This is a genomic window from Pseudomonas sp. PvP089 (assembly GCF_017875165.1).
In the GTDB taxonomy this organism is placed as follows: domain Bacteria; phylum Pseudomonadota; class Gammaproteobacteria; order Pseudomonadales; family Pseudomonadaceae; genus Aquipseudomonas; species Aquipseudomonas fortuita.
This window is the reverse complement of sequence record NZ_JAGGME010000002.1, coordinates 143,912-169,422: the sequence shown is the minus strand read 5'-3', so window position 1 is coordinate 169,422 and position 25,511 is coordinate 143,912. Positions and strand designations below refer to the sequence as shown.

The window sequence follows — 25,511 nt, the reverse complement described above, 5'->3', positions numbered from 1 at the left end:
CCGGACCACAATGGCGTTTGCCGCAGGGTTACCCATGCCGCCTTGATAAGCCTGTTGCCGCTGACCGAAAACTGACCCAGTAGAGACTGTTCTGCCGACTGAAAACTGACCCAGGTGCTCAACTGCTTCTGCTCAATTTTTGAGCAGGAGAACACAGGGTGATCAGTATGGAAATGATGGGCAAAATCCGCCGGATGTATTTCCGCGACAAGCTGTCGCTGCATGAGATAGCCAAGCGCACCGGGTTGGCGCGCAACACGATTCGCAAGTGGGTCAGAGCACCTGAGGCCAAGCCGCCGGTCTACCAACGCCGCGCGATCTTCAACAAACTCAGCCCTTTTCACGCCACGCTGGAGCAGGCGCTAAAAGCCGATTCGCTGCGGCCCAAGCAACAGCGGCGCAGTGCCAAGGCGCTGTTGGCGCAAATCAAAGCCGAAGGTTATGACGGTGGCTACAGCCAGCTCACCGCGTTTATCCGTGCCTGGCGAGGGGGACAGGGCAAGGCGTCGCAGGCCTTTGTGCCGCTGACCTTTGCTCTTGGCGAGGCGTTTCAGTTTGACTGGAGCGAGGAAGGCTTGCTGGTCGGCGGCATTTACCGGCGTATGCAGGTGGCACATCTGAAGCTGTGTGCCAGCCGTGCGTTCTGGCTTGTGGCGTATCCGAGCCAGGGCCATGAGATGTTATTTGACGCCCATACACGCTCGTTCGGCTCCTTGGGCGGCGTGCCGCGCCGGGGCATCTACGACAACATGAAGACGGCCGTCGACAAGGTCAATAAGGGCAAAGGCCGGACGGTGAATGCGCGCTTTGCGGTGATGTGCGCGCATTACCTGTTCGATCCGGACTTCTGCAACGTCGCCGCTGGTTGGGAAAAGGGCATCGTTGAAAAGAACGTGCAAGACAGCCGTAGGCGCATCTGGCTAGACGCCCAGGACTGTCATTTTCACTCCTTCGAGGAACTCAATGCCTGGCTGGGCCAGCGCTGCCGCGCGCTTTGGAACGAGCTGACGCACCCTCAATACAGCGGGCTGAGTGTGGCCGAAGTGCTGGAGTTGGAGCGCGCTGAACTGATGCCTGTGCCAGCGCCATTCGACGGTTACGTCGAGCGGCCTGCGAGGGTCTCCAGCACCTGCCTGGTCAGCGTCGGGCGCAACCGCTACTCGGTGCCATGTGAGTACGCGGGTAAGTGGGTCAGCAGCCGTTTGTATCCGACGCGAATCGAGGTGGTGGCCGATGATGCGCTGATTGCCAGCCATGTCCGCTTGCTGGATCGCGACCAGGTCAGCTATGACTGGCAGCACTACCTCCCGCTGATCGAACGCAAGCCCGGTGCGCTGCGCAACGGAGCGCCCTTTGCTGATCTGCCAGCGCCGCTGCGTCAGCTTAAGCACGGTCTGGGGCGTCATGCCGGCGGTGACCGGATCATGGCGCAAGTCCTGGCTGCCGTACCGGTCGCCGGACTCGATGCCGTGCTGGTAGCCGTTGAGCTGGCACTGGAGAGCGGCAGCCTGAGCGCCGAACACATCCTCAATGTCGTGGCACGGCTGACAGCATCCGAACCACCACCCAGCGTCGAAACCCACTTGTCGCTCAAGGAAGCCCCCGTCGCTAACACGGCGCGCTACGACCGCCTGCGTGGCCAGGCCGAGGAGGTCGGTCATGCGTGATTTGATGGCGGAACTCAAGGAGCTGCGCCTGCACGGCATGGCCACGGCCTGGGCGGAGTTAACTGCACAGGGTGAGTCGAACACAGCCTCGTCCAAGTGGCTGCTCGAACACCTGCTGAAACAAGAGCACACAGATCGCGCCATGCGCTCGGTGAGCCACCAGATGAACATGGCCAAGCTGCCGATGCACCGCGATCTGGCCGGCTTCGACTTCAGCGCCTCCAGCGCCGACGCTCGCTTGATCAGCGAGCTGGCCAATCTGAGCTTTACCGACACCGCGCAGAACGTGGTGCTGATCGGTGGGCCAGGTACCGGTAAAACCCACCTAGCCACCGCGCTGGCCGTGTCCGGCATCACCCGGCACGGTAAGCGCGTGCGCTTCTACTCCACGGTCGATCTGGTCAATCTGCTGGAGCGCGAAAAACACGACGGCAAAGCCGGGCGGATCGCCCAGGCACTGCTGCGCATGGATCTGGTCATCCTCGACGAACTGGGTTATCTGCCGTTCAGCCAGGCTGGCGGTGCGTTGCTGTTTCACCTGCTGTCCAAGCTGTACGAACACACCAGCGTGGTGATCACCACCAACCTGAGCTTCGCCGAATGGTCGAGCGTGTTCGGCGACGCCAAGATGACCACCGCCCTGCTGGATCGGCTGACCCACCACTGCCACATCGTCGAAACCGGTAACGAGTCCTATCGCCTGCAACACAGTAGCTTGGCGGCCCAGGCCAAGATCAAATCACGGGAGCGAAAGCGTAAGGGCGGCCAAGAACCGGAGGACGATGAGCCGTTCTGATTTCATGGCGACGACGGCCTGCTACATGGCTGCGTGTGGCAGGTCTTAAACAACTGAACTGGGCTAGCGAAGGAGTGGGGGCAACAGCAGCTGCGCTGGTAGACTTATCCACAGTTGCTGGTAACAAAATCAGCAATCCGCCCTGGGTCAAATTTCAATCGGCAGGGTGGGTCAATTTTCCATCAGCGCCAACAGCGCTGCGGCACCTCACATCCTTAATGCTTCAAAATTACTCATCAGCGTAAGGCTTGGGTAGGTTCCTCCTTTTGGTAAGCTATTCTTACCTAATGCTTAAGGAACCTTAAGCTATACTGTTGTGGAACTACGTGCCACATTAACTCATCATCTCCTTGATTCTGAAATTCATGAGGCCACATGAGCAAGGTATGGCGTTCGCTCAGGCAACAAGCTGAGCAGTTTGCGGGCTGGAACCCCGTTATGCGATGGAATGTGGAGTACCGCGTTCTCGAACATGACTGCTTCGAGGCAGCTCTGGGCGCCAATCTCGGGTTCAGCTTGAGGCACCTGGGCGGAGACAAGCTGCAGGCCTGGCTGACGGCGCTGCTCCGCTCTGAGCCGGCAATCGCTGTGCAGTCTGCAGCTGATCTCGAGCGTTTCGTAAAAGATGATCCGTCCTGTGTCGATCACTATGTCGCGCTGTCCTCCTGTGCAGGCTTCCAGGCTCTGCAGCTCTATCGCATCAGTCATATGCTCTGGCTCAATCTCGAACACCACAACGCCATGATGTTGAAGAACTGGGCTGCTCAGGTGTGGGGAATCGATATTCATCCTGGCGCGGAGATCGGCAAAGGTGTAGTTGTCCGCCATGGCCAAGGCTTGGTGATTGATGACGGTGTGGTGATCGAAGACGATGTCACGCTTTGGAATGCGGTTAGCGTCCTTCGCAGCCCTGTAGGGGCATGCAAAAGCCCGGTGTTGAAGCGGGGCGTCACTGTTCACGCTCAGTCAGTGTTGTGTGGAGGCGTGATCGTCAAGAAGGGCGTCACGTTGCCGGAGTGCACCCTGTTCACTGAATCTGTTGCTGATGTCGTGAACTAGGTTGATTACGGTAGAAAGTAGCTCTCCAGGCACTTCAGGAGGTTTCGGATCTTCGTCACGGACTCTAGATACTCACCCTGGGCGGTCGACTCGGCCACTATCCCTCCACCACCCCAGCAACTGATCGTCCCACTGTTGGCGAGCAGTGTCCGGATGGTGATCGAGCTGTCCATATGGCCGGCTGTGTCGAGATAGAACATAGAGCCGCAGTAGATGCTGCGCTCAGTCGCTTCCAGCTCATCGATGATTTGCATGGCGCGCTTCTTCGGTGCACCCGTGATCGATCCACCGGGGAACGCATCGAACAGCAGGTTTATCGGATCTCTGCCCTCGGCTAGCTCGCCCTGGATAGTGCTGACCAGGTGATGAACGTTTGGGTATGACTCGATGCTGAACAGCTCAGGGACGCTGACTGAGCCGGATCTGCAGTTCTTCCCGATGTCGTTACGAAGCAGGTCAACGATCATCAGGTTTTCAGACCTATCTTTTTCGCTGGCTGCCAGTTTTTCTGCGTAGTGTTGGTCTTCAGCGCTTGTCCGGCCCCTAGGCATCGTGCCCTTGATAGGTCGAGTTTCAACCCGCCCATTGATGCTCTGAATGAAGCGCTCGGGTGAAAAACTCATTATGGCGTCATGCTGACCCAGGTTGATGTAGCCACCGAAAGGGGTTGCGCAATGGTTTCGGAGGATTTCATAGGCGCGCCATGGATTGCCCGAATAGCTGGTAAAGAACTTCTGTGTGAAATTCACTTGGTAGCAGTCACCCGCTGCGATGTAGTCATGGATGCTGGAGATGGCATTTTCGTAAGCGTTGTAGGTAACGGTCGGAGTAAACTTGGCGCCCAATGTGAAAGGCTCGTCTGTTTTCCTTGTCGTGCCCGATTGAAACAGCGAAATGATGCTTTTGCGTTCCTGGTTATTTACAGCCGGATTGAAGATCAGTCGTGATTGGCGCGTTTGATGGTCTGATACTAGGGCCCAGGTGTATAGACCGATAAGGGCAGTTGGGATCTGCACCCTCTCCGACGGCTTGAGACCAATCACTGCTCGGCCAAAGTCATAGCTGAGATACCCCATGAGGCCGCCCGTGAATGGCAACTCTTCATCTGGGCGCCTATGCCCGAGGCTCTTGAGCGCAGCCCGTAAACGCTCTGCGAATGCTGCTGAAGACTCACCTTCATACGGTTGAAAGCTTCTGATCGGCCAGGCGCTCATCAGATCGTAGCGGCCTCGTTGGGACGTTGGGCGACCAGAGTCAAAGAGAACAGCCCCAGGGGCATTACGGATAACTGCGAAAAAGACGGTGGGGTCTGCCAAGTAAGGGAGAGGATGCACGTGAAAAGGCTGCATACAAGGCTCCAGCGAGTTCAAGACGTGTGGATCGTTGATCGGGCTATATCGCTGCGAGCTGGCAGGGATCACCCGGTAGCGGAAATCTCCCGGCTTGCACTGTAAGAGCAAACGAGCTGACACCGAAGGGATAACGTACAGATGACAGCTGAGGCCCTGGCTGCAACTGACGCCACAACTCGGCGAATGAAATGCCGAGGCCTGGGTGCTTGAGGTGTGGGGCCAGTTGCTGCAACGGATAGAGCACGAACGCCCGGTCGAGAATTTCTGCTCTGGGGAGCTCTATCCCCTCATGGAGGCCCGCGAGGTCATCAAACAGCAAGATATCGATATCAAGGGGAATGAAGCGTTGAGTGCTGCTGGTTCGCCCATGAAGGAGTTCGATGTCTTTGATCCACGCGTTGAGTTCGGCCAGGCTGAGGTCGGTACTGCCCCCTACGACCAGGTTGTAAAACGGGGATTGTCGAGGGTCTATCGAGGCGCTTTCATAGATAGGCGAACGGCGCAGAGGGTCGATGTGTTCTTCAAGCATCGACAGGGCCATATCAATGTGGATTTCCCGCTCTACATTGCTGCCAAGGCCGAGATAAACATAATGTGTTGGCATAGTTTCAATTCACCAGGTGCTTACCTATTTGACGTCCATTCCGCTTGGCGTCAAATAGGTTGGGAAAGGAGGCCGTCAATGGCAAATGGCTAAAGTCAACCTAGGAAGTAATTCAGTATCAGGGTGGCCAGGAGTGCAACGAGGGAGGCAACAACGGTTCCTCCGGTAAACTTCTTGAGTGCCTCCGACAGCGAGACATTCAAATACTCCTTCACGACCCAGAATGCCGAGTCGGTGACGTGTGCCCAGCCTATGGAGCCGGCGCCAATAGCGACGACCAAGATTTCCGGTTTCAGGTGAGGGTCAGCGGCCAGCATTGGGTTGATCATGCTCGCAGCGCTTACCATGGCCACAGTTGCCGAGCCCACGGCGAAGTGCATCAGCCATGCGATGAACCATGCCAGGATGATCAGGTTGATATCAGTGCCGGCCAGCATGTTCGAAATCGCTTTACCAACGCCGCTCTCGATAAGGACGGCGTTGAAAGCCCCGCCGGCGCCGATCACGAAGATGATGTTTGCAAGCGCTGGGAAACCGCGTTGGGTAATCTCTAGCAGTTGCTGCATGGTGCGGCCTTGGCGCAAGCCAAGAGACCAGTAGGCAAAGGCGACGGAGATCATCAGGGCGGTCAGTGGGTTGCCCACAAACTGCGCGACATGCTGTACCAGAGAGTCAGCCGGTAGGCCAGCAGCAGCGGTTTTGAAGACCATCAGGATCAGTGGCAAGGCGATGGTCATCAGCGTAATGCCGATGCCTGGGAGTGCCCGTTCAGCAGGCAAGTGCTTTCCGTGCGACTCCAAGAAGCTTTGCTGCTTTTCGCTCGCTGCTTTTCCGCAGAACAGACTCACCCAGATGGGCCCGGCAATGATCATGGTCGGAATGCCGACCATAAGGCCGTAAAGAATCACGGTACCTACATCGGCATGTAGCATACCAGTGATGGCCATGGCAGCCGGGTGGGGGGGGAGGATGCAGTGGATGGTCATCAGAGAGATGGCCAGTGGGATCCCAAGAAACATCAAGTTGATCTTGGTTTCGCGGGCCACCACATACACCAAAGGTATGAGAAGTACGAATCCAACCTCGAAGAACACAGGAATGCCAGCGATAGCGCCGACGATAGCCATGACCCAGTGGGCCCGTGTTGATCCCAAGTTGTCGAGAAGAGTCTTGGCCAGCCGCTCGGCCCCGCCTGACTCCTCAAGCATTTTGCCCAAGATGCCGCCGAGCCCGATGATGGCGATCAGGAACCCAAGGGTTCCGCCTATTCCCGACTCCAGTGATTTGACGATTTGAGTTGCCGGCATGCCGGAGCCGAAGCCGACGACAAAGCACGCGATTATCAACGCCAAGAAAGCGTGAAGTCGTACTTTCATGATCAAGAAGATGATCAGTGCAATGGAGGAAAACAGAACTCCTAACAGCCAAGTTGTATCTTGCATTTCTATGCCTCGCACCTTGTTTTCTTTATTTGGGCAGCTATAAATGAGATAGGTAAAGTGCCGAAGCTTTATTGATTAGGCATGGCTTACTTCAACTTGCAATTTCAATTTTTACGAGTAGGAATACCCCCTTGGGTTGACGTCCAAGAGGGTACAAGTCACCTACACCAATTTTTGATCAAACACTTAGGTACTATGGCGAAACGAGCGCGGGACGCGCTCATCTCAACCGATAGACTCAGAGGAGTACGAATCAGGCGACGGCGGGAACACAATCGTCTTGTTCTCGTTCATGAACACACGCCCGTGCACGTAGGCATGAATGGCCCGTGCCAGCACCTGGCTTTCTACGTCTCGACCCAAGGAGACATAGTCTTCTGGGCTTTGCGCATGGGTGATTCGAACAATGTCTTGCTCGATGATGGGGCCTTCATCCAGGTCGGCGGTGACGAAGTGAGAGGTTGCACCGATCAACTTCACGCCTCGCTCGAAGGCTTGCTTGTAGGGGCTGCCGCCTTTGAACGACGGGAGGAACGAGTGATGGATGTTGATGATCCGCCCCGACATCTGCTGGCACATTTCGTCAGACAGAATCTGCATGTAACGGGCGAGTACGATCAGCTCTGCACCCGCCTCGCGGACGATGCGCATCTGTGCTGCTTCAGCTTCAGCCTTGTTCTCCTTGGTCACCTTAATATGGTGGTAGGGAATACCATGCCCTTCGACCACCTTTTGGAAATCCAGGTGGTTGGAGATCACACCGACAATATCGATTGGCAGGGCGCCGATGCCCCAGCGATACAGCAGGTCGTTCAGGCAATGGCCGAAACGGGAAACCATCAGAATGACTTTGCGCTTGGCGCGCTCATCGAAGAATTCGAACTCCATCTTGTATTTATCAACAAGGGGTTGGAACTCTTTTCTCAGATCTTCAAGCGACTGGCCTTCTTCCGAACGGAAGGTAATACGCATGAAGTAGTGGTTGGTGCTCTCATCGTCGAACTGTGCGCTGTCGCGGATGTTGCAGCCGCGAGAAGACAAGAAGCTGGTGATGTCAGCTGTGACGCCACGGATCGAAGGGCAAGTTACTCGCAGTACATAATTATTTTTAGTCTTGGTCATTTGGGATCACCTTAAACAGCAACAGCTTCTTTTTTGGTTACGATTTTGTGCTGACGCTTGAACGCGGTCACAGTGTTGGCCAGCAGGCACGCAATGGTCATCGGGCCAACACCGCCTGGTACTGGTGTAATCGCCGATGCATGCCCTGCTTCGTCATATGCAACATCGCCGACGATGCGCGACCGGCCATCACGTTCAATGCGGTTGATACCTACGTCGATAACGACAGCGCCTGGCTTGATCCAATCGCCTTTCACCATCTCAGGCCGCCCTACCGCTACCACCAAAATGTCGGCAGTTCGGCACAACGCAGGGACATCTCGCGTTTTGGAGTGCGCGACGGTCACGGTGCAGTTCTCGGCCATCAGCAGCTGGGCCATTGGCTTACCAACAATGTTTGATTTGCCGACAACTACAGCATTCATTCCGGCCAAGCTGCCCAAACGGTCTTTCAGCATCATCAAGCAGCCCAGCGGGGTGCAGGGAACCAAGGCGTCTTGGCCTGTGGCCAAACGGCCAGCGTTCAGGATGTGAAAACCATCCACATCTTTGTCTGCATCAATGGCATTGATAACCGCGTTGGTATCAAGGTGTGCAGGAAGAGGTAGTTGCACGAGAATGCCATTAACTTCCGGAGCGGCATTCAGCTCGTCCAAGAGACCCATTAGCTCAGCTTGGGTTGTATCAGCGGGCAGCCTATGAACGAACGACTGCATACCGATGGCCAATGTCTGGCGGTGTTTGGCACTTACATAAACGCCACTTGCTGGATCCTCGCCAACAAGTACAACAGCCAGGCCAGGAATGAGTCCTGTTTGCTCTTTAATCTCGGTTACTTCTTCCGTAAGTTTGTCCACGAGATTGGCTGCAAAGCCTTTCCCGTCGATACGGTCGGCCAAGAATTGATTGTTCATGAAACTAACACCTCAACGTCATTGACTGGCGTGATTGGTTTTCATTGGCGCAAATTTGAGGAGTGGGGGTGTTGTTTGCCACCCCCTTTAGAGCTCTGGTCTTATTTGACCAGTAAAGCTCCGCGCGCCATGAATTCCTTGAATTGCTCTTCAGGAACGAAAGCGCCACCAGTTGTCCAAATGACGTGTGTTGCCTGAGCGAGTTTATTGCTCAGTCCGTGAGCTTCTTGATAAGCACGACCTTGATTGCTGTTCACGATGAACTCTGGGCCGGCAAAGCCTGCAGTAGCTGATGGCTCAAGGCGAATTGCTTGAGTGGTTTGCGCCTTCCAGAGCCAGCGGAACAAGTCGTCGTCGTCGACAGTGAAAACGCCGGACAGCATTGGCTTCATGACATCCGCTACGAACTCCGACATACGGGCAACCGCCATACCGTCTGCTTCAGTTCGGTTAGTCAGGCCAACGTCATACACCGAAATCAGCTCTTTAGAACCGCTCATCATGTGAACCATGGCACATGGAGACTGAACCGGCTCAACAAAGAAAGCGTGAGCGGCATCGCCGAAAATAGCTTTCAGTCCGTATGCCGCGCCACCGGGTGCACCGCCAATACCGCATGGCAGGTAGATGAACAATGGATGGTCTTCATCGATGGTGACCCCCTGCTCTTTGAGCTGCACTGCCAGCTCGCTGGCAGCAGCGCTGTAACCGAAGAACAGCATTTCCGAGCGCTCATCATCCACGAAGTAGATGCTTGGATCGCCCTCTGCATCAATGCGAGCGTGTTCGACTGCAGTGGTATAGTCGGCCTTGTGCTGCACGACCTCCACGCCCAGGCGTGTGAGCCGATCAACTTTCCATTGTTTGGCGTCCGACGACATGTGCACCACTGCTCGGAAGCCCAGAGCGCGAGCGGCAATACCAACGCTCAGCCCCAGATTACCTGTGCTGCCCACGGCAATGGTGTGCTGGGCAAAAAGAGCGCGGGCCTGCTCTCCCACCAGGACGGTAATATCGCCACCAGGAGTCAGGATGCCGCGCTTTTCAGCCATCTTCTTGGCGTGCATAAAGACTTCATAAACGCCACCACGTGCTTTGATCGAACCCGCGACGGGCAAGTCCCCGTCTGCCTTGACGAAGACACGACCGTATTCCGAAGTGCCATACCCGAGAGCACCACGCAGATCTTCGGCTTCGATCAGCTTGGACTGGATCCGGCCCTTCGATGCCTTGAGTTCGGGGAAGCACGTCTCCAGCACTGGCGCCAGCAGCTGCCAGTTTTCTTCGGCCTCTTTAACTTGAGCAGCCCGGATCGGCAGCGATTGGTCAGCAATGCCGTTGGCTTTCAGGTTCGGGTTTAGCCAAAGCGCAGGTCGGCCAGCCAGGACATCGTCACGCGCTGGATCATTGGGAAGTTGAACGCTCATTTTTATTTTCCTACAGCGTGGAGTGAGGCGGATGGTCTAGGCATCCGCCATGTACCCCTTAGGCATAGATTGGGAAGTCGGCAACCAGTTTGGCAACTACTGCGCGGCTCTTCGCGATGACGGCGGCACGGGTAGTTTCGTCAGCAACTTGTGCATCGAAGATATCTGCGATCAGGTTGCCGATGACTTCGAACTCTTTGGCACCAAAACCTCGAGTAGTACCCGCTGACGAACCCAGGCGCAGGCCTTTCCACTCTGATGGCTTGGCGCTGTCGAACGGAATCGGGTTTTTGTTCGAGGTGATGTTGATTTCCGACAACGCGTCCTGCGACTGCTGACCGGTCAGATCCTTGGACGAAACATCTACCAGAACAACATGAGTATCAGTGCCGCCACTGACGATGCGTACACCACGCTTCTGCAGAACTTCTGCAAGCAGGCGAGCGTTCGCTTTGACGTTTGCACCATAGGTCTTGAATTCATCGGTCAGAGCTTCACCGAGGCACACTGCTTTACCGGCGATGGTTGCCAGGTGTGCGCTGCCTTGTACGCCTGGGAAAACAGCCGGTTGAAGCTTCTTGAAGAGGTCTTCGCGGTTGGTCATGACCAAGCCGCCGCGAGCACCACGGAGGGTCTTGGTGGTGGTGCAGGTCACGATGTCTGCGTGTGGAATCGGCGAAGGGTGCACTCCAGCAGCGACAAGTCCGGCAAAGTGGGCCATGTCCACCAGGTAAGTTGCGCCAACCTTATCGGCAATCTCTCGCATACGCGGGAAGTCGATTTCACGTGGGTAAGACGAGCCACCCGAGATGATGAGCTTCGGCTTGTGCTCCAAGGCCAGAGCTTCGACGCTGTCGTAGTCGATTCGGCCAGTTTCGCGATCTACGCCATACGAAACGATGCTGAACCAACGGCCCGACTGGTTCGGCTTTGCGCCGTGGCTCAGGTGCCCACCCGAAGCCAGATCCAGGCTCAATACTGTGTCGCCTGGTTGCAGAAGTGCAAAGAACACAGCTTGGTTGGCCTGGGTGCCGGAGTGTGGTTGCACGTTCACGAAGCCGCAGCCGAAAAGTTCTTTTGCGCGGTCAATGGCAGCTTGCTCGACAACGTCGGCGAAATCAGCGCCGCCGTGGAAACGCTTGCCTGGGTAGCCTTCAACGGTCTTGTTGGTGATGACCGAACCGATGGCCTCCAGAGAGGCGAAGCTCACCGAGTTCTCAGAGGCGATCAGTTCGATCTGGCCTTGCTGACGTTTTTTCTCGTCTTGGAGAGCTTTGAAGATCAGCGGGTCGCGCTCAGCAAGATTGTCGTTGAAGTAGGAGTGGGTCATTACGGCGTTACCTTTGTTGGGGTTTTTTTCAAACCTATACCCTGTCCCAGATCAAAAAAAGCGAATAATATTTCAATAATACGTAAGCAATACTTAATGATTTTCTGAGATGTCGCTTTTTAGGGGAAACTTGATGGATATCAGTAAGTTGCGTGCCTTGAGAGAGCTTGCGGTACGTAAGACCATGGCAGCCGTTGCTGAAGCGATGCACGTATCGCCATCCGCTGTCTCCCAGCAGATTTCGCTGTTGGAGCAGGAGGTGGGGATCGATCTGGTAGAACGGCGCGGGAGAGGCGTAGATCTGACCATCGCTGGCAGAAAGCTCGTTGAGCGAGCCAATAGGATCTTTGAAGAGCTCGAATCCGCTAGGGCCGATATGGCCGAGTTGAAAAAGGTCGTGGCTGGAGACCTGAGGATTGCTGCATTTCCCTCAGTTGCAGCAGCGTTGATGCCCAAGACAATTCAAACACTCCATGCCACTCATCCTCGCCTGGAGGTGCTGTTTGAGGAAATGGAGCCTGAGGAAGGGATGAATGCTCTGCGCAGTTGGCAGACAGATATTGCGCTGATCGATGACTTGAACGTACCACCCGGCCTGCTTGACCCCAGTATCGAAATCACACCACTCATCGAAGACGTGTTCAACGTGATGATGTCGCCTGATCATCGCTTAGCAGTGATGGAGACTGTCACGTGGCAGGATCTTGAGCATGAAAACTGGGTGATGGATACAGCCTCCTCCACTTACACCAGGATGTTGACCGATGCTTGCCAGAAATCAGGGTACACGCCCAACATCATCGCGCGTTGCAAGGGATTCGAGGTTACCAGAGCGTTAGTTAGCGAGGGGTGCGCGATTGCCATACTCCCTGGACTTAGGGCTCGTAAAGATTTACAGGGCACACGAATTTGTCGACTGGAACCAGAGATTCGGCGCCGCATATCCATTGCATTTCGCAAGGGTGAGAAGAGGAGCCCGGCGCTTCAGGTGTTCGTACAATGCCTAGAGCAACACGCGGCTGAGATTCGGTGACCCCCCTAAAAATCAACATCATAGTGGCGTGTAGCCGCATTCGTAAGCTTAGCTTACGTAATATTGTAAAATTATTCGCTTTTTCTCTTTTTCTATAGGCGCTAGGTTGATCTCAACCGGGAGGAGACTCTCGGTTGGGCACACTCAATTGCTGATCCTGACATTCAGTAATTCGGTAGGTCTGACGGTGCTTCATATTTCGCCCCGGAAACGGGGCTTTTTAAAAATAAAAAGAGGGCAGCCTATGCCACTTAAAAAATCTTCTGATTGTTTCTCTGGGCCGTAGTGGCCTGTCTGATGTTTTCTGCCTCTGAGAGTTGGTTGAGTACCTGCTAGAGCGTCATCGCTTGGGCGGAATGTCTCTGCTGCAATCCATGAGAGCAATAACATGAAAAATGAAAACAAGATCTTCAAAGTTGGCCTGACAGTCGCAGCACTGACGCTGAGTTCGATGATGTCAATGGGTGCCATGGCCGGTACGACGCTCGACAATGTCAAGAAGAAGGGATTTGTTCAATGTGGTATCAGTGATGGCCTGCCAGGCTTCTCTTATACCGACCCCAAGGGTAATTTTCACGGATTCGATGTAGATGTTTGCAGGGCTGTTGCTGCAGCCGTCTTTCCCGCTTGACCGGCGAGAAGGAAAACGGATTTCACGGCGCGTACCGGAGCAATCCGGAAACGGCGCAGGGTGCAGATTGGAAACAATCGTATACAATATAAAATAATGGGCCTTCCCCTTTGTTTAGCTGCCAAAAATAACTACAGGAAGCTGAAACGATGAATCATACCCAGCAACCCGAGGTGCGCTCCGCCGATGCCCCAGCGCTCGGCGGCGGTAGCAACCACGGTCTGAAACGCAACACCCTCGGCGTTACGTCCATCGCCTGCTTCATCATCGCGGCGGCCTCGCCGATGACCAGCGTGGTCGCCGTCGTGCCGATCATGCTCAGCATCGGCAGCGGCGTCGGTTCGCCGGCGGCCTTCATTCTTGCTGCGTCGATCCTGATGCTGTTCGCCGTGGGCTACGTGGCCATGGCCCGGCATGTCAGCAATGCCGGTGCGCTCTATGCCTACGTGACCCTGGGCATGGGCCAGTTGACCGGCCTGGGCACGGCGGCCCTGACCATCTTTTCCTATACGGCGATCCAGGTCGGCCTCTATGGCGGCTTTGGCTTCTATGCGGCCGAGCTGATCCTCCAGGCCACCGGCGTGGCCGTGCCCTGGTGGCTGTGCGCAGCGGTGGCGGCGGCCGCCTGCCTGTACCTCGGCGTCAGTGGCGTGCATTCCGGCGCGCGGGTGCTGGGCTTCCTGATGAGCTTCGAATGCCTGCTGCTGTTCGTCCTGGCCGGCGGCATGCTGCTGAACAGCCCAGCCGAAACCTCGTTCAGCCTGGCGCCCTTCGCACCGTCGGCGTTGCTCAGCCCCGGCCTGGGCGTGGCCCTGATGTTCGCCTGCGTCACCTTCAGCGGCATCGAGGGCAGCGCGATCTACAGCGAGGAAGCCCGCGACCCGAAACGCACCATTCCCCGCGCCACCTACTTTTCGGTGTTCTTCATGGCCGCCATCTACAGCGGCGTCACCTGGCTGATCATCTGCACCCTGGGCACCGATCACGCCGTGGAGATCGCCACCAAGGAGTCGGGCAAACTGGTGTTCCGGGTCAGCGACATGGTCCTGGGCGGCTGGGCCACCAGCTTCTTCAATATCTTCATCGTCACGGCGATCTTCGCGGCCATGGTGACCATCCACAACAACATCGCCCGCTACCTGTACTCCCTGGGCCGCCAGCATCTGGTCTGGTCGCCGCTCGGCTACACCGGACGCAAGGCGCAGACCCCCTACGTCGCCTCGATCGTGCAGACCGTCAGTGCCGTGATCTGCGTCGGCTTCTTCGCGGTGATGGGCCTGGACCCGTACAACGTGCTGTACGCCAGCATGACCGGCATGGGCGCGATCGGCCTCGTCCTGGCGCAGACCATCGCTAGCATCGCCATCTTCGTGTTCTTCCGCCGCACCCGCTGCGACCAGCGCTTCTGGAATGCCTTCCTGGCCCCGCTGATCGCCGTCGCCGGCCTGTGCGTCTTCCTTTACTACGCGCTCAGCAGCGTGGAGCTGCTCCTGGGCCTCAGCGGCACCTGGGCTAACCTGCTGGCGGCGCTTGTGTTCATCGTGTTCGCCGCCGGCTGGGCCTACGGCTTCTACGTCAAGCGATGCCATCCAGCCAAGTACGAACGGATCAAGTCGGTGCTCTGCGAGTAACCCGGTCCAGCCATGCCCGTGCGGCAGTCACCTATCCAGCAATGAGGAAACAGCATGACCAACACTCTTCGCCCCAACTTCGCCGAGCGGGCCAAGGCCCAGCGCTTCCAGACCAGGGCCTTTATCGATGGACGCTTCGTCGATGCCCTGGACGGAAAGACCTTCACTACCGTCAACCCGGCCAACGGTGAAGTCCTCACCCGCATCGCCGAGTGCGACGCGGCGGATGTCGAGGTGGCGGTAGCGGCCGCCAAGGCGGCGTTCGAGGACCGGCGCTGGGCCGGCCTGGCGCCGAAGGAGCGCAAGCGTGCGCTGTTGCGCCTGGCCGACCTGGTCGAGCAGCACGCCCAAGAGCTGGCCCTGATCGAAAGCCTGGACAACGGCAAGCCGGTAGACGACGCCCTGGCCGCTGACCTGCCGGACGCCATCGAGACCCTGCGCTGGCACGCCGAGGCCATCGACAAGCTCTACGACCAGAGCTCGCCGACGCCCGGCGACCTGGTTTCGCTGGTGGTGCGTGAGCCGGTCGGCGTGGTCGGCGCGGTGATCCCGTGGAACTTCCCGCTGGTCATCCTGGCGATGAAAACCGCCCCGGCCCTGGCCGGCGGCAACTCGCTGATCGTCAAGCCCGCCGAGCAGACCACCCTCAGCGCCCTGCGCTTCGCCGAACTGGTGGCCGAGGCCGGGATCCCGGCCGGCGTATTCAACATCGTCACCGGTTTCGGCGAGACCGTCGGCCAGGCCCTCGGTCGCCACCCGGACGTGGATTGCCTGAGCTTCACCGGCTCCACCGAAGTCGGCCGCTACTTCCTCAAGTACGCCGCCGAGTCCAACCTGAAGAAGGTCATCCTCGAACTGGGCGGCAAGAGCCCGGCCATCGTCATGGACGATGTCGATGACCTGCAGCCGATCGTCGAGCAACTGGCCATCGGCATTCTCTTCAGCCAGGGCGAAAACTGCAGCGCCGGTTCGCGCCTGCTGGTCCATGAGAAGGTCAAGGGCCGGCTGCTGGAAGCGCTGGTCGAGCACTTCAAGACCTGGACCGTCGGCGATCCGCTGGTCGAAGGCACGCGCATCGGTGCGCTGATCGACGAGAAGCACATGAACAACATCCTCGGCTACATCAAGGCGGGCGTGGAGGAGGGTGGGCGGATCATCCTCGGCGGTCAGCGCATTCGCCAGGAGACCGGCGGCTACTACATCGAGCCGACCATCTTCGACGACGTCAGCAACCAGATGACCATCGCCCGCGAAGAGATCTTCGGCCCGGTGCTTTCGGTGATCACCTTCTCCAGCGTCGAGGAGGCCATCGCCATTGCCAACGACACCCCCTATGGCCTGGCCGCATCGCTCTACACCAACAACCTGCACACCGCGCACAAGGTGTCCCGCGCCATCCGTGCCGGCACCGTGTCGGTCAACTGCTTCTCCGAAGGCGACCAGTCGGTGCCGTTCGGTGGCTTCAAGCAGTCCGGCTTCGGCGGTCGCGAAAAGTCGTTCCTGGCCCATGACCAGTATTCCGAAGTGAAGACGATCTGGATCCAACTGAAATAATGAGGCGCGGCAAATGAGCAAGAACGAGTTCGATTACATCGTGGTCGGTGCCGGGTCGGCGGGGTGCGTGGTGGCCAACCGCCTCAGCGCCGAACGCACCACCCGGGTCCTGCTGCTGGAGGCCGGGCCGCGCCACGATAGCGTGATCCTGAAGATGCCCGCCGCCCTGGGCCTGCCCCTGGAAAGCAAGCGTTTCAACTGGGGCTTCAAGAGCGAGCCCGAGCCGGGCCTGAACGGCAACCGCAGCGACCAGCACCGTGGCCGGGTGCTTGGCGGTTCGTCGTCGATCAACGGCATGGTCTTCGTCCGCGGCAACCCGCTGGACTTCGACGGCTGGGCGGCGGCCGCGCTGCCCGACTGGTCGTACAGCCACTGCCTGCCGTACTTCAAGAAGATGGAGACCTTCGACGGTGGCACGGACAACTTCCGTGGTGGTTCCGGGCCGCTACACGTGCACCGCTGCAAGGCCGACAACCCGCTGTACCAGGCCTTCCTCGGCGCCGGCCAGGACTACGGCCTGCGCCTGAACCCGGACCAGAACGGCGAGCGCCAGGAAGGAGTCAACGTGGCCCAGGCCTCGACCTACAAGGGCGAGCGCTGGAGCACCGCGCGTGGCTACCTGGACTCGGCCGCCGGGCGCGACAACCTGGTGGTGAAAAGCCGCGCCTTCGTCACCGGCCTGGTGTTCTCCGGCAAGGCCGCGGTCGGGGTGAAGTACGAGATCGATGGCGTCGAGCAGATCAGCCATGCCGCCAAGGAAGTGATCCTCAGTGCCGGTGCCTTCGGTTCGCCGCAGTTGCTGCTGCTCGCCGGCATCGGTGATCAGGACGAGCTCAAGGCCCTCGGCATCGAGCTGCGCCACCACTTGCCCGGGGTCGGCAAGAACCTGCAGGACCACGTGGCCGTGGCGATCCAGTATTCGACGCCCAAGCAGGGTGTGTCGCCGACCCGCGCGCTGTCGCCGCTCGGGCGGCTGTTCGTCGGGGCGCGCTGGATGGCCGCGCGCAGTGGCCTGGGGGCGTCCAACTACTTCGAGGTGGGGGCGTTCTTCCGTGGCAACGACCAGGTCGAGTACGCCAACCTGGAGCACGAATTTCTCCCCATGGTGGGCGAGTTCTACCGCGGCAAGGCGCGCATCACCCCGGGCTTCCAGTACTTCACCAGCGTCATGCGCCCGGCCAGTCGTGGCAGCGTCACCCTGGCCTCGAAGGATCCCAAGGCCGATCCGCTGATCCGCCTGAACTTCCTCACCGCGCCGGGCGACCTGGAGCAACTGCGCGAAGGCCTGCGCAAGACCCGGGAAATGATCGCCCAGCGCTCCTGGGACGAACTGCGCGGCGAGGAGCTCAGCCCCGGCAAGCACCTGCAGAGCGATGCCGAGCTGGAAGCCTGGATCCGCGACAACGCCGGCACCACTTTCCACGCCTGTTCCACCTGCCGCATGGGGGTGGACGAGATGGCGGTGGTCGACCATGACGGCCGCGTCCATGGCATCGACCGGCTGCGCATCGTCGACGCCTCGGTGTTCCCGGCGCTGACCACCGGCAACACCAACGCCCCGACCATCATGCTGGCGGAAAAACTGTCCGACCACATCCTCGGCCAGGTCGCTGCGCCGATGGAAGTGTCGGCCTGGCGCGAAGCGCTGGCGCCGGCCCTGGACAAACCCGGACTGCCTGCCGGCATGCCCCACTGACCCTGCCCCGGTCCGGCGGCGACCCGTTCGCCGCCGGACATCCTGATGGAGAAACGACTTTTGGCGCGTCTTGCTTTGAGCGAGGTGGACAGCCTCGCCCGCGCGGTGCTCGAACTGCACGGTTTCAGTCGCGAACAGGCGCTTGCCGTGGCGCGGACCATGGTCTGCGGACAACGGGATGAGTGCGCTTCCCACGGCGTCTACCGCCTGCTGGTGTGCATCGCCACGCTGAAGGCCGGCAAGGTCGACCCGCGCGCCGAGCCGCAGGTGCATGACCATGCGCCGGGCAGTGTGCGGGTGGATGCCGCCGGTGGCTTTTCCCAGCTGGCTTTCGACCGCGGTGTACCGCTGCTGCGGCGCAAGGCGGTGGACAACGGCGTGGCGGCCCTGGTGATCAACCGCTGCGTGCACTTCTCGGCGCTGTGGGTCGAGATCGAGACCCTGACCGACCTCGGCCTGGTGACCCTGGCCTGCAACCCGAGCCATGCCTGGGTCGCTCCGGCGGGCGGGCGCGGGCCGGTGTTCGGGACCAATCCGATCGCCTTCGGCTGGCCGCGCCCGGGCAAGGATCCGTTTGTCTTCGACATGGCCACCAGCGCCATTGCCCGTGGCGATATCGAGTTGCACCGGCGTGCCGGCAAACCGGTGCCGCTGGGCTGGGGCGTATCTGCCGACGGCGAGCCGACCACGTCGGCCGAGGCCGTGCTGCAGGGCGCCATGCTCACCTTCGGCGGGCACAAGGGCTCGGCCCTGGCGGCGATGATCGAACTGCTGGCGGGGCCGCTGATCGGCGACCTGACCAGCGCCCAGTCGCTGGCCCACGACGCTGGTGCGGGAGCCTCGCCGTTCCATGGCGAGCTGATCCTGGCCTTCGACCCCAGGCGCTTTCTTGGCGAGCGCTACGAGCATTACCTGCACAGCGCGGAAACCCTGTTCGACAGCATCGAGCAGCAGGGTGCCCGCCTGCCTTCCGCCCGGCGCTACGAGGCGCGTCGGCGCAGCCTGGCGCAGGGCGTCGAGATCAACGATGAACTGCTGGACGAACTGAACGCGCTACTGCATCGGTAGCGCCTGGAGAACATGTGATGACGGCTATATCAGGCAAGAACTTCATCGCCGGTGCGCGTTGCGCCAACGGCACCACCCCCCATCGCAGTGTCGATGCCAGCACCGGCGAGGCACTGCCCTGGACCTTCTGGCAAGCCAGCGCGGAGGAAGTGGACCAGGCGTGCGATGCCGCCGCTGCGGCGGCGGCTCGATTCCGCAGCACCAGCCCCGGGCAGCGAGCCGATTTCCTCGACGCCGTGGCCGCCGAGATCGATGCCCTGGGTGAGGATTTCGTGGCCATCGTCTGCCGCGAAACCGCACTGCCGAGTGCCCGGATCCAGGGTGAGCAGAAGCGCACCACGGGCCAGTTGCGCCTGTTCGCCGAAGTGCTGCGCCGTGGTGATTTCCTCGGCGCGCGGATCGACAGCGCATTGCCGGAGCGCCTGCCGCTGCCGCGGCCGGATTTGCGCCAATACAAGATCGGCATTGGCCCGGTGGCGGTGTTTGGCGCGAGCAACTTCCCCCTGGCCTTTTCCACTGCGGGCGGTGATACCGCCTCGGCCTTCGCCGCCGGTTGCCCGGTGGTGTTCAAGGCCCATAGCGGGCATATGGCGACCTCGGAACTGGTGGCTGGCGCCATCACCCGGGCGGTCGAGCGCTGCGGCCTGCCGGCGGGGGTGTTCAGCATGATCTACGGGAGCGGGGTCGGCGAGCAATTGGTCAAGCACCCGCGGATCAAGGCCGTGGGCTTTACCGGCTCGCTCAAGGGCGGCCGTGCCCTGTGCGACATGGCCGCCGCGCGCAAGGAGCCGATCCCGGTGTTCGCCGAGATGTCCAGCATCAACCCGGTGATCGTCCTGCCCCGTGCCGCCGAGCGGCGTGGCGTGGTCATCGCCGGGCAACTGGCGGACTCGATCGTGCTCGGCTGCGGCCAGTTCTGTACCAATCCGGGGCTGGTGCTCGGCCTGCGCTCGCCGGCCTTCAGCGCCTTCGGCGAGGTGCTCGGCAGCGCCCTGCAAGGCAAGCCGGCGCAGACCATGCTCAATGCCGGCACCCTACGCAGCTACCAGTGCGGTTCGCAGCATCTGCAGGACACTGACGGAATTCGCCTGCTGGCGGAGGGCGCGGCCGACGGGCAGGCGCCGGCCCGCCTGTTCGGCGCCGATCAGCGCCTGCTGCTTGAAGGCGATGAAGTGCTTCAGGAAGAGGTGTTCGGCCCGGCATCGGTGCTGATTGCCCTCGATGACAAGGCCGCACTGCTGCGTGGCCTGGAGGCCATGCAAGGTCAGCTGACGGTGACCCTGATCGGCGATGACGAAGACCTGGAGGCCTTCGCCGAACTGATCCCGCTGCTGGAGGACAAGGCCGGGCGCCTGCTGGTCAACGGCTACCCGACCGGGGTCGAGGTGGCCGACGGCATGGTTCACGGCGGGCCTTACCCGGCCACTTCGGATGCGCGCGGCACTTCGGTCGGCAGCCTGGCGATCGAGCGCTGGCTGCGCCCGGTGTGCTACCAGAACTTCCCGGACAGCGCGCTGCCCGATGCTCTCAAGCGCGACAACCCGCTGGGCATCACGCGCCTGGTCAATGGCCGGGCGAGCACGGCGGCGGCCTGACATATCCTGTACCTGCTCCGGGCTACCGGGGCAGGCGCGGATCGGGCTATGGTGCGGGCTGAAAAATTTCGTATAAAATATTCGAAGTCCGCCCTGGAGAAAAACCACCGTGTCTCTTTTCTTGAAAAACGTCCCCAACCTGGGCATTGCCCCTTCCAGCTCGGAGATCATCCTGAAGCACCTGCGGGACGCGATTATCAAGGGCGAGTTGCCGGAAGACGAACCGATCCGCCAAGACGAACTGGCCAAGTCGTTCAACGTCAGCAAGATCCCGGTGCGCGAGGCGCTCAAGCGCCTGGAGTCGGAAGGGCTGGTGGAATTCCACCGCAACCGCGACGGTGATCGTCGCCGACTCCAACGGCGGCTGGTCGCTGGCCAGCGCCAAGCTGGCGATCCAGGGCATGGCCGGCTTGCCGGTGTATGTCGAGCAGCCGTGCCGCAGCACCATTGACTGCATCCTCGCTGCCCGCGGCTCGAGCCTGCCGCTGGTGCTGGACGAATCCATCGTCAGCGCCGACGAAGTGTTCCGCGCCAAGTACGAGGCCAACGCGGTGTCGGTGAACATCAAGTTCGGCAAGCTCGGCGGCCTGACCAACCTGGTGCGCGCCCGCGACCTGCTGCAGGATCTGAACATGGCGGTGTCGGTGGAGGACATGTGGGGCGGCGACATCATCACCGCTGCCACCAGCCACGTAGCAGCCACCACCCGCCCTGAAAGCCTGCTGATGACACCGTTCTTCAACGACTGGACCGACGGCCACCTGGCCCACTACCAGCCGCGTTCGCAGGGCGGCTTCGGCAGCGCGCCGACGGGGCCGGGGCTGGGCATCGAAGTGGATGTCGGCCGGCTGGGGGCGCCGCTGTTCAGCGTCGAATAAACGGTTCTTGTTGGGGACGATAGAGAATTCGGAAAAAATCGTACGCTAAGCTTCGCGAGTTCTTGTAACCAATTCATTGTTTTTTCAATGGATGAAAGAAAATGGCGAAAGCTATTTGACAAACAAATCGGGATCTTATAACTTACCTACCAAGTAGTCGGTAGATGAAATAAAGCCATGAAACTCAATTCAGATCTTTCGCAGCGTGTTGTCGTCGAGCCTTCAAGCTTACAGTGGGTCGATTCGCCAGCGACCGGGATTCAACGCCAGTTACTGGAGCGTGATGGCGACGAAGTGGCGCGTGCCACCTCGATCGTGCGATACGCGCCGGGCTCCGCTTTTGAAAATCATAAGCACGACTTGGGCGAGGAGATTCTGGTCCTGGACGGCGAATTCAGCGACGAATCCGGGACCTTCGGGCCTGGGACTTACATCAAGAATCCACCAGGTTCTTCGCATGCACCGAGCTCCGCGACGGGTTGCACGTTGTTCGTCAAGCTGCGCCATCTTGATCTAGCCGACAGCCAACGCACCGTGGTCGACACCCGTAACGGCCCCTGGTTTCCAGGCCTCGTGCCGGGTCTGTCGGTGATGCCACTTTCTGAGTTCGACACACAACATACGGCTTTGGTGCGCTGGGCCCCGGGGACACGATTCAATTCGCATCGTCACTACGGCGGTGAAGAAATCTATGTGTTGGAAGGCGTCTTTGAGGATGAGTTCGGAAGCTACCCTACCGGCACATGGATGCGCAGTCCGCATTTGAGTGCTCACCGTCCCTTCAGCAATACAGGCTGCACCATCCTGGTCAAGACAGGCCACCTGCCAGTCGCCGAATCAAATGAGGCGCTTGCATGAAGCATTTCTCCGAAATCTCGCCGACCGCCGAGCGGGTGGTCGATGCCGCTGAAGGGTTGGTACAGCAGCACGGCTACAACGGCTTCTCATACGACGACGTGGCCCAGTTGGTAGGCATCAAAAAACCAAGTATCCACCACCACTTTCCCAAGAAGGGTGAACTCGTGGCCGTGGTCGCACAGCGCTACACGCACCGGTTTCGTGAGGAGTTGCTGAGCATCGAAGGGCAGCATGCGAAAGCGCCTGACAGGCTAACTGCGTATGCGGCACTTTTCGAACGCACCTTCGCCAAGGACCGGCGCCTTTGTGTCTGCGGCATGTTGGGTGCCGAGTCGGACTCGCTGCCGGACGCCGTTGTGAGCGAGGTCGAGCGATTCTTTAAAGTCAATCTCGACTGGTTGACTCTTGTCGTTGCCGATGGTCAGCGTGCCGCGCTGATCACCTCGAATTCCACCCCAGAGGCTCTCGCAGAGGCATTCTTGTGCGCGTTGGAAGGCTCGATGATGGTGGGCCGTGGCATGCGGTCGTCACGCGGACCGGCCGAAGTTGGAAACACTTTTCTTTCCACCGTGTTGACCTGAGGTCGGCACTTTTTTTGCAACACAACCCTACCATTTAGTTGGTAGTTAAGGAGATTATTATGAGTACTGAATTTAATGGCAAGAAGTTGTTGGTCATCGGCGGCACTAGCGGGATGGGACTGCAAACTGCCCGCATGGTTCTTGAGCAAGGCGGAAGCGTCGTCATCGTCGGTCACCGTGAAGACAAGGCCGAAGAGGCCCGCAAGGCGCTGTCGTCGTTGGGCACCGTGACCGCCCTGACTGCCGATCTCTCGCGAGCCGAAGATGTGAAGCGACTCCTGCATACCATCGATGAACACCACAAGGACATCAATCTTCTGGTCAACGCGGCTGGGGTGTTCTTCCCGAAGGCGTTTCTTGAGCACACGGAAAGTGATTACGAACAATATTTGACGTTGAATAAAGCGTTCTTCTTCATCACACAAAAAGTCGTGGCCAATCTCGTGGCCAGCGAGCGTCCCGGCGCCATTGTGAACATCGGCTCGATGTGGGGCAAGCAGGCGATTGCGGCTACGCCGTCGTCCGCGTATTCGATGGCAAAAGCAGGTTTGCATTCGCTGACCCAGCACCTTGCGATGGAGCTGGCATCCAAACAAATCAGGGTCAATGCCGTTTCTCCGGCGGTTGTCGAAACGCCGATTTACGAGGGATTCATACCCAAGGCCGAGGTTCATGGCGCCTTACAGGGATTCAACAGCTTCCACCCAATCGGCAGGGTTGGGACGCCACAAGACGTCGCCGAGGTCATCCTCTTCCTGTTGTCGGACAAGGCAGCATGGGTGACGGGCGCAATCTGGGACGTTGACGGCGGCGTGATGGCCGGGCGTAACACATAATGGGGGAACGAGAAATGAACACAAACATTAAAGGAACTCCCGGCAACGGGATCAACGTCGGCGCATTGCGTGAGTTTGCAGATCAGGTCGCAGCAAAGCCCGCCGCAGGCATCGCGACGTTCGGCGTCGTGACAACCTGGGAGGGTGGCACCCGGACGCGTGCGCGAACCATGCCGCTCGTACTAGGTGACACGGCCTTGGCGCGCGGCTTTGTCATCGACGCGGACGAACCGGCAGAATTGCTCGGTACCGACACGGCCGCTAATCCACAAGAATTGATCCTGGCTGCGTTGAACGCATGCATGACTGCAACCTACGCGGCAAATGCGGCGGCAATGAACATCGAGTTGCAATCGCTGACTATCCGCACGAAGGGAAGCCTCGATCTGAGAGGTTTTCTTGGAATCGATCCTGGGATCAATCCAGGGTACGACCAGGTCGAGTATGAGGTCGAAATGGAGTCGTCGGCGGATTCGGCGGCGCTGAAAGCATTGCACGCGCAGGTGCAGCGAACATCGCCGAATTACCACAACTTCGCGAGAGCCATTGATCTCAAGGCCAAGCTGACCATTCTCCAATGATCGAGTCAGTGTTTCCCGTGGTTGGCTGACGGGAGGCCAAACCAGATGCGCTATGACGGAAGGTTCAACCTTCCGTCATCACGTTCTCTGGAATACGCAGTGTCAATTTGAGGTATACCCTAACCGGATGTCAGGCATGCCCGTGCCGCGCCGTCAGAATAGAGTCCGCTTTCACATTCTTTGACACATGCTTGCCAAGGTCTTAGATTTCAGCCTGATAAATTCAAGGCTTCGGGTGCAATGGAACCAAAAACCAACGTAAGCCCTGCCGCCCATCCAGCCCATGGAGGCATCTTGCAGGGACAACGCATCGGTTACGTCCGGGTCAGCAGCTTCGACCAGAACCCGGAACGCCAGCTGGAGCAGACCGAGGTGAGCAAGGTGTTCACCGACAAGGCCTCGGGCAAGGACACCCAGCGCCCCCAGCTCGAAGCGCTGCTGAGCTTCGTCCGCGAAGGGGACACCGTGGTAGTGCACAGCATGGATCGCCTGGCCCGCAACCTCGATGACCTGCGCCGCCTGGTGCAGAAGCTGACCCAGCGTGGCGTGCGGATCGAGTTCTTGAAGGAGGGGCTGGTCTTCACCGGCGAGGACTCGCCGATGGCCAACCTGATGCTGTCGGTGATGGGGGCCTTCGCCGAGTTCGAGCGCGCCCTGATCCGCGAGCGGCAGCGCGAGGGCATCGCCCTGGCCAAGCAGCGCGGCGCGTACCGTGGCCGCAAGAAAGCTCTCTCCGACGAGCAAGCCATCACGTTGCGGAAGCGGGCCGCTGCCGGCGAGCCGAAGGCGCAGCTCGCCCGCGAGTTCGGCATCAGCCGTGAAACCCTCTACCAGTACCTCCGCACGGACGACTGAT

General features: G+C 59.3%; 22 protein-coding genes and 2 pseudogenes. 17 read left to right on the top strand and 7 right to left on the bottom strand.

All coding sequences use genetic code 11. The annotated features are described in order from the left end of the window. Positions 1 to 167 precede the first annotated feature (167 nt). From istA to J3A71_RS30635, 3 genes are all read left to right on the top strand, one after another. Entirely contained in the window at positions 168 to 1,667 is a 1,500-nt protein-coding gene (gene istA, locus J3A71_RS30645; protein ID WP_110676733.1) for an IS21 family transposase, read from the top strand. Then, entirely contained in the window at positions 1,660 to 2,463 is an 804-nt protein-coding gene (gene istB, locus J3A71_RS30640) for an IS21-like element ISPst3 family helper ATPase IstB (protein ID WP_009686136.1), read from the top strand. Before istA ends, istB begins: the two co-directional genes overlap by 8 nt. Before the next feature lie 375 nt (positions 2,464 to 2,838). Beyond that, positions 2,839 to 3,522: a serine acetyltransferase gene (locus J3A71_RS30635; RefSeq protein WP_009683812.1), complete on the top strand. Its 684-nt coding sequence runs from the start codon at positions 2,839 to 2,841 to the stop codon at positions 3,520 to 3,522. A gap of 5 nt (positions 3,523 to 3,527) precedes the next feature. Here the strand turns inward: J3A71_RS30635 and pabB are convergent, their stop codons facing one another. The 7 genes from pabB to glyA form a co-directional block, all read right to left on the bottom strand. Next, complete coding sequence (gene pabB / locus J3A71_RS30630; RefSeq protein ID WP_009683813.1) at positions 3,528 to 4,871, bottom strand: aminodeoxychorismate synthase component I; 1,344 nt, start codon at positions 4,869 to 4,871, stop codon at positions 3,528 to 3,530. 43 nt (positions 4,872 to 4,914) lie between these two features. Beyond that, a complete protein-coding gene (gene folK, locus J3A71_RS30625) occupies positions 4,915 to 5,478 on the bottom strand; it encodes a 2-amino-4-hydroxy-6-hydroxymethyldihydropteridine diphosphokinase (protein ID WP_009683814.1) in 564 nt (187 codons plus the stop codon). 95 nt (positions 5,479 to 5,573) lie between these two features. Then, positions 5,574 to 6,920 carry a gluconate:H+ symporter gene (locus J3A71_RS30620; RefSeq protein WP_016715860.1) on the bottom strand — a complete coding sequence of 449 codons (1,347 nt, stop codon included), beginning with the start codon at positions 6,918 to 6,920 and terminating at the stop codon, positions 5,574 to 5,576. Positions 6,921 to 7,145: 225 nt separating this feature from the next. Continuing rightward, the gene (gene purU, locus J3A71_RS30615) at positions 7,146 to 8,042 is read right to left on the bottom strand and encodes a formyltetrahydrofolate deformylase (protein ID WP_009683817.1); all 897 of its coding nucleotides are present in this window, start codon (positions 8,040 to 8,042) and stop codon (positions 7,146 to 7,148) included. Positions 8,043 to 8,053: 11 nt separating this feature from the next. Further along, entirely contained in the window at positions 8,054 to 8,956 is a 903-nt protein-coding gene (gene folD / locus J3A71_RS30610) for a bifunctional methylenetetrahydrofolate dehydrogenase/methenyltetrahydrofolate cyclohydrolase FolD (protein ID WP_029380372.1), read from the bottom strand. Between the two features lie 101 nt (positions 8,957 to 9,057). Beyond that, a complete protein-coding gene (locus tag J3A71_RS30605) occupies positions 9,058 to 10,383 on the bottom strand; it encodes a D-serine ammonia-lyase (protein WP_009683819.1) in 1,326 nt (441 codons plus the stop codon). A gap of 58 nt (positions 10,384 to 10,441) precedes the next feature. Then, on the bottom strand, positions 10,442 to 11,713 hold the full coding sequence (glyA, locus tag J3A71_RS30600) for a serine hydroxymethyltransferase (RefSeq protein WP_209953678.1): 1,272 nt from the start codon (positions 11,711 to 11,713) through the stop codon (positions 10,442 to 10,444). A 133-nt stretch (positions 11,714 to 11,846) separates the two neighbouring features. Here glyA and J3A71_RS30595 point away from each other — a divergent pair, with 133 nt between their 5' ends. From J3A71_RS30595 to J3A71_RS30530, 14 genes and pseudogenes are all read left to right on the top strand, one after another. Then, positions 11,847 to 12,746, top strand: a complete 900-nt coding sequence (locus J3A71_RS30595; RefSeq protein ID WP_029380371.1) for a LysR family transcriptional regulator — start codon at positions 11,847 to 11,849, stop codon at positions 12,744 to 12,746. 388 nt (positions 12,747 to 13,134) lie between these two features. Next, positions 13,135 to 13,368, top strand: a pseudogene (locus J3A71_RS30590) (amino acid ABC transporter substrate-binding protein); the annotation flags it as partial. A 158-nt stretch (positions 13,369 to 13,526) separates the two neighbouring features. Then, entirely contained in the window at positions 13,527 to 15,008 is a 1,482-nt protein-coding gene (locus J3A71_RS30585) for an APC family permease (protein WP_209953674.1), read from the top strand. Positions 15,009 to 15,062: 54 nt separating this feature from the next. Further along, a complete protein-coding gene (locus J3A71_RS30580) occupies positions 15,063 to 16,562 on the top strand; it encodes an aldehyde dehydrogenase (RefSeq protein WP_049696798.1) in 1,500 nt (499 codons plus the stop codon). Between the two features lie 13 nt (positions 16,563 to 16,575). Continuing rightward, positions 16,576 to 18,258, top strand: a complete 1,683-nt coding sequence (locus J3A71_RS30575) for a choline dehydrogenase (RefSeq protein WP_016715857.1) — start codon at positions 16,576 to 16,578, stop codon at positions 18,256 to 18,258. A gap of 45 nt (positions 18,259 to 18,303) precedes the next feature. Beyond that, positions 18,304 to 19,326 (top strand): Ldh family oxidoreductase, encoded by a 1,023-nt coding sequence (locus tag J3A71_RS30570; RefSeq protein WP_110676717.1) that lies wholly within the window; start codon positions 18,304 to 18,306, stop codon positions 19,324 to 19,326. 17 nt (positions 19,327 to 19,343) lie between these two features. Further along, a complete protein-coding gene (locus J3A71_RS30565; RefSeq protein ID WP_049696799.1) occupies positions 19,344 to 20,921 on the top strand; it encodes an aldehyde dehydrogenase (NADP(+)) in 1,578 nt (525 codons plus the stop codon). Between the two features lie 121 nt (positions 20,922 to 21,042). Then, a pseudogene (locus J3A71_RS31620) lies at positions 21,043 to 21,255 on the top strand (GntR family transcriptional regulator); the annotation flags it as partial. Positions 21,256 to 21,259: 4 nt separating this feature from the next. Next, complete coding sequence (locus J3A71_RS30555) at positions 21,260 to 21,799, top strand: enolase C-terminal domain-like protein (RefSeq protein WP_198528928.1); 540 nt, start codon at positions 21,260 to 21,262, stop codon at positions 21,797 to 21,799. A 177-nt stretch (positions 21,800 to 21,976) separates the two neighbouring features. After that, positions 21,977 to 22,657 (top strand): cupin domain-containing protein, encoded by a 681-nt coding sequence (locus J3A71_RS30550; RefSeq protein WP_004574802.1) that lies wholly within the window; start codon positions 21,977 to 21,979, stop codon positions 22,655 to 22,657. Beyond that, positions 22,654 to 23,238, top strand: coding sequence for a TetR/AcrR family transcriptional regulator (locus J3A71_RS30545; RefSeq protein ID WP_004574803.1), 585 nt, complete (start codon positions 22,654 to 22,656; stop codon positions 23,236 to 23,238). Before J3A71_RS30550 ends, J3A71_RS30545 begins: the two co-directional genes overlap by 4 nt. A 59-nt stretch (positions 23,239 to 23,297) precedes the next feature. Then, complete coding sequence (locus tag J3A71_RS30540; protein ID WP_004574804.1) at positions 23,298 to 24,074, top strand: SDR family oxidoreductase; 777 nt, start codon at positions 23,298 to 23,300, stop codon at positions 24,072 to 24,074. A 14-nt stretch (positions 24,075 to 24,088) separates the two neighbouring features. Then, entirely contained in the window at positions 24,089 to 24,655 is a 567-nt protein-coding gene (locus J3A71_RS30535; RefSeq protein WP_004574805.1) for an OsmC family protein, read from the top strand. Between the two features lie 294 nt (positions 24,656 to 24,949). Next, positions 24,950 to 25,510, top strand: a complete 561-nt coding sequence (locus J3A71_RS30530; RefSeq protein ID WP_009681541.1) for a recombinase family protein — start codon at positions 24,950 to 24,952, stop codon at positions 25,508 to 25,510. Position 25,511: the final 1 nt, after the last annotated feature.

Bases quoted from the DNA above. Each gene is read 5' to 3' on its own strand.
- J3A71_RS30545 (WP_004574803.1), top strand. From the start codon at position 22,654: ATGAAGCATTTCTCCGAAATCTCGCCGACCGCCGAGCGGGTGGTCGAT.
- istA (WP_110676733.1), top strand. From the start codon at position 168: ATGGAAATGATGGGCAAAATCCGCCGGATGTATTTCCGCGACAAGCTG.
- glyA (WP_209953678.1), bottom strand. From the start codon at position 11,713: ATGACCCACTCCTACTTCAACGACAATCTTGCTGAGCGCGACCCGCTG.
- purU (WP_009683817.1), bottom strand. From the start codon at position 8,042: ATGACCAAGACTAAAAATAATTATGTACTGCGAGTAACTTGCCCTTCG.
- J3A71_RS30565 (WP_049696799.1), top strand. From the start codon at position 19,344: ATGACGGCTATATCAGGCAAGAACTTCATCGCCGGTGCGCGTTGCGCC.
- J3A71_RS30635 (WP_009683812.1), top strand. From the start codon at position 2,839: ATGAGCAAGGTATGGCGTTCGCTCAGGCAACAAGCTGAGCAGTTTGCG.
- J3A71_RS30570 (WP_110676717.1), top strand. From the start codon at position 18,304: ATGGAGAAACGACTTTTGGCGCGTCTTGCTTTGAGCGAGGTGGACAGC.
- J3A71_RS30605 (WP_009683819.1), bottom strand. From the start codon at position 10,383: ATGAGCGTTCAACTTCCCAATGATCCAGCGCGTGACGATGTCCTGGCT.
- pabB (WP_009683813.1), bottom strand. From the start codon at position 4,871: ATGCAGCCTTTTCACGTGCATCCTCTCCCTTACTTGGCAGACCCCACC.
- J3A71_RS30550 (WP_004574802.1), top strand. From the start codon at position 21,977: ATGAAACTCAATTCAGATCTTTCGCAGCGTGTTGTCGTCGAGCCTTCA.
- J3A71_RS30620 (WP_016715860.1), bottom strand. From the start codon at position 6,920: ATGCAAGATACAACTTGGCTGTTAGGAGTTCTGTTTTCCTCCATTGCA.
- folK (WP_009683814.1), bottom strand. From the start codon at position 5,478: ATGCCAACACATTATGTTTATCTCGGCCTTGGCAGCAATGTAGAGCGG.
- J3A71_RS30575 (WP_016715857.1), top strand. From the start codon at position 16,576: ATGAGCAAGAACGAGTTCGATTACATCGTGGTCGGTGCCGGGTCGGCG.
- folD (WP_029380372.1), bottom strand. From the start codon at position 8,956: ATGAACAATCAATTCTTGGCCGACCGTATCGACGGGAAAGGCTTTGCA.
- J3A71_RS30535 (WP_004574805.1), top strand. From the start codon at position 24,089: ATGAACACAAACATTAAAGGAACTCCCGGCAACGGGATCAACGTCGGC.
- J3A71_RS30585 (WP_209953674.1), top strand. From the start codon at position 13,527: ATGAATCATACCCAGCAACCCGAGGTGCGCTCCGCCGATGCCCCAGCG.
- J3A71_RS30595 (WP_029380371.1), top strand. From the start codon at position 11,847: ATGGATATCAGTAAGTTGCGTGCCTTGAGAGAGCTTGCGGTACGTAAG.
- istB (WP_009686136.1), top strand. From the start codon at position 1,660: ATGCGTGATTTGATGGCGGAACTCAAGGAGCTGCGCCTGCACGGCATG.
- J3A71_RS30580 (WP_049696798.1), top strand. From the start codon at position 15,063: ATGACCAACACTCTTCGCCCCAACTTCGCCGAGCGGGCCAAGGCCCAG.
- J3A71_RS30540 (WP_004574804.1), top strand. From the start codon at position 23,298: ATGAGTACTGAATTTAATGGCAAGAAGTTGTTGGTCATCGGCGGCACT.